The sequence below is a fragment of the Collinsella sp. AM23-17 genome, assembly GCF_003470945.1.
GTDB classification, from domain to species: domain Bacteria; phylum Actinomycetota; class Coriobacteriia; order Coriobacteriales; family Coriobacteriaceae; genus Collinsella; species Collinsella aerofaciens_O.
In genome coordinates this window covers 57,667-61,026 of the sequence record NZ_QRHU01000003.1, presented here as the reverse complement: position 1 = coordinate 61,026, position 3,360 = coordinate 57,667, and the positions used below count along the sequence as shown (strand labels likewise).

Genomic DNA, 3,360 nt, shown 5'->3' with positions numbered 1-3,360 from the left:
ATACTGCGAGGATGGACACATTCAGTGTCGCATCCGGGCAGACATCGAACCATTTGAAATGGTCTAACTTGGATTTGTTTTTCGCAAGGCCGCCGAGAGGCGGCCCCGAGAAATTCCTTTTCCTATACAGAACCATATGAATCGAACGGAACCGATCAGCGATGGACTGAGAGGACCGGACGGGCTCGAAGCCCAGAATATTTTGGACGGAGAGTTCGATCCTGGCTCAGGATGAACGCTGGCGGCGCGCCTAACACATGCAAGTCGAACGGCACCCCTCTCCGGAGGGAAGCGAGTGGCGAACGGCTGAGTAACACGTGGAGAACCTGCCCCCTCCCCCGGGATAGCCGCCCGAAAGGACGGGTAATACCGGATACCCCGGGGTGCCGCATGGCACCCCGGCTAAAGCCCCGACGGGAGGGGATGGCTCCGCGGCCCATCAGGTAGACGGCGGGGTGACGGCCCACCGTGCCGACAACGGGTAGCCGGGTTGAGAGACCGACCGGCCAGATTGGGACTGAGACACGGCCCAGACTCCTACGGGAGGCAGCAGTGGGGAATCTTGCGCAATGGGGGGAACCCTGACGCAGCGACGCCGCGTGCGGGACGGAGGCCTTCGGGTCGTAAACCGCTTTCAGCAGGGAAGAGTCAAGACTGTACCTGCAGAAGAAGCCCCGGCTAACTACGTGCCAGCAGCCGCGGTAATACGTAGGGGGCGAGCGTTATCCGGATTCATTGGGCGTAAAGCGCGCGTAGGCGGCCCGGCAGGCCGGGGGTCGAAGCGGGGGGCTCAACCCCCCGAAGCCCCCGGAACCTCCGCGGCTTGGGTCCGGTAGGGGAGGGTGGAACACCCGGTGTAGCGGTGGAATGCGCAGATATCGGGTGGAACACCGGTGGCGAAGGCGGCCCTCTGGGCCGAGACCGACGCTGAGGCGCGAAAGCTGGGGGAGCGAACAGGATTAGATACCCTGGTAGTCCCAGCCGTAAACGATGGACGCTAGGTGTGGGGGGACGATCCCCCCGTGCCGCAGCCAACGCATTAAGCGTCCCGCCTGGGGAGTACGGCCGCAAGGCTAAAACTCAAAGGAATTGACGGGGGCCCGCACAAGCAGCGGAGCATGTGGCTTAATTCGAAGCAACGCGAAGAACCTTACCAGGGCTTGACATATGGGTGAAGCGGGGGAGACCCCGTGGCCGAGAGGAGCCCATACAGGTGGTGCATGGCTGTCGTCAGCTCGTGTCGTGAGATGTTGGGTTAAGTCCCGCAACGAGCGCAACCCCCGCCGCGTGTTGCCATCGGGTGATGCCGGGAACCCACGCGGGACCGCCGCCGTCAAGGCGGAGGAGGGCGGGGACGACGTCAAGTCATCATGCCCCTTATGCCCTGGGCTGCACACGTGCTACAATGGCCGGTACAGAGGGATGCCACCCCGCGAGGGGGAGCGGATCCCGGAAAGCCGGCCCCAGTTCGGATTGGGGGCTGCAACCCGCCCCCATGAAGTCGGAGTTGCTAGTAATCGCGGATCAGCATGCCGCGGTGAATGCGTTCCCGGGCCTTGTACACACCGCCCGTCACACCACCCGAGTCGTCTGCACCCGAAGTCGCCGGCCCAACCGCGAGGGGGGAGGCGCCGAAGGTGTGGAGGGTGAGGGGGGTGAAGTCGTAACAAGGTAGCCGTACCGGAAGGTGCGGCTGGATCACCTCCTTTCTAGGGAGATAAATTCTTAGAGAGACAAACTTTAACTCGAATAGAGGGCAGGAGCCCGTCCGGTAGATGTCCGCCAGGATGATTCCCCGCAGCACCCGGTCCCCGGGGTCGCACCCGCGTACCTTGAGAGCCGCATAGCGATAGGAGAGAGATGGAAGATCATTCTTCCAGACTCGATTCTTTTCTGCGATTTATCAGACAGAATGATAGCAATCATTCATCCGATCCAAACAAGAAGAATTCACTTATATATGAGTGAGGAGCATCTGATCGCGAGCACAGTCAACTACTGTGCCGCGGTATGAGATACCCGAATTGCGACATACGAGCGCTATTCATGATATCGATTAATTTAAATTAATTAGCGACACGTGGATATCCCGCGGGCCCGATGCGGTCCCGCAAGATACCACGGGCGCACGGCGGATGCCTTGGCACAGGGAGCCGATGAAGGACGCGGCAAGCTGCGATAATCCCCGGCGAGGAGCACACATCCTTCGACCCGGGGGTCTCCGAATGGGCGAACCCATCCACAGCAGTGTGGATATCCCCACCCCGAACACATAGGGGCGGGGAGGACAACCCGGGGAACTGAAACATCTAAGTACCCGGAGGAGAGGAAATCAATCTCGAGACTCCCCGAGTAGCGGCGAGCGAAAGGGGACCGATGGCCAAACCGTCGAGCGGGCATACCCGGCAGGGGTTCCGCCGGCGGGGTTGCAGGGCCGCGCATCCGGGGGCTGCCGCCCCCGGGCGCAGGTCCGGCTGGGGAGCGGAACGGCATGGGAGGGCCGGCCGCAGCGGGTGACAGCCCCGTACGCGAACCCAGACCGGACGGCGCGACGCGGTCCCTGAGTAGGGCCGGGCACGTGAAACCCGGTCCGAACCTGGGTGGACCACCATCCAAGCCTGAGTACTACCCTGTGACCGATAGCGCACCAGTACCGTGAGGGAAAGGTGAAAAGCACCCCGGGAGGGGAGTGAAACAGTACCTGAAACCGTGCGCCCACGAGCAGTCGGAGCACCTATATGGTGTGACGGCGTGCCTTTTGTAGAATGAGCCAGCGAGTCGCTGGCGCGGGGCGAGGTTAACCGAAAGGGAGCCGGAGCGAAAGCGAGCCTTAACAGGGCGACTTGAGTCCCGCGCCGCGGACGCGAAGCCGGGTGAGCTATCCGTGGGCAGGCTGAAGCGGGGGTAAGACCCCGTGGAGGGCCGAACGCACGTCGGTTGAAAACGGCGGCGATGACCTGCGGATAGGGGTGAAAGGCCAATCAAACCCGGAGATATCTCGTTCTCCCCGAAATAGCTTTAGGGCTAGCGTCGCGCGTTCACCGCCGGAGGTAGAGCACCGGATGGACGAGGGGGCTTCGCCGCCTACCGAATCCAACCGAACTCCGAATGCCGGCGGCCCAGAGCGCGGCAGTCAGAGCATGTGGGCTAAGCTGTGTGCTCGAGAGGGAAACAGCCCGGACCGCCCGCTAAGGTCCCCAAGTTCCAGCCGAGTGGCAAAGGATGTGCGTCCGCCCAGACAACCAGGATGTTGGCTTAGAAGCAGCCATGCATTCAAAGAGTGCGTAACAGCTCACTGGTCGAGTGGACATGCGCCGACAATACACGGGGCTAAGCTGGACACCGAAGCGGCGGGATTTT

General features: G+C 62.2%; 1 rRNA gene and 1 other annotated feature (1 of these 2 only partly in view). The gene reads left to right on the top strand.

What is annotated here, in order from left to right:
* Window positions 1–203 precede the first annotated feature (203 nt).
* A 16S ribosomal RNA gene (locus DW645_RS01920) occupies window positions 204–1,709 on the top strand.
* Between the two features lie 399 nt (window positions 1,710–2,108).
* Window positions 2,109–3,360: a sequence feature (mutual gap in cmsearch alignment for this rRNA model is longer than 100), on the top strand (it continues 1,871 nt past the right edge of the window).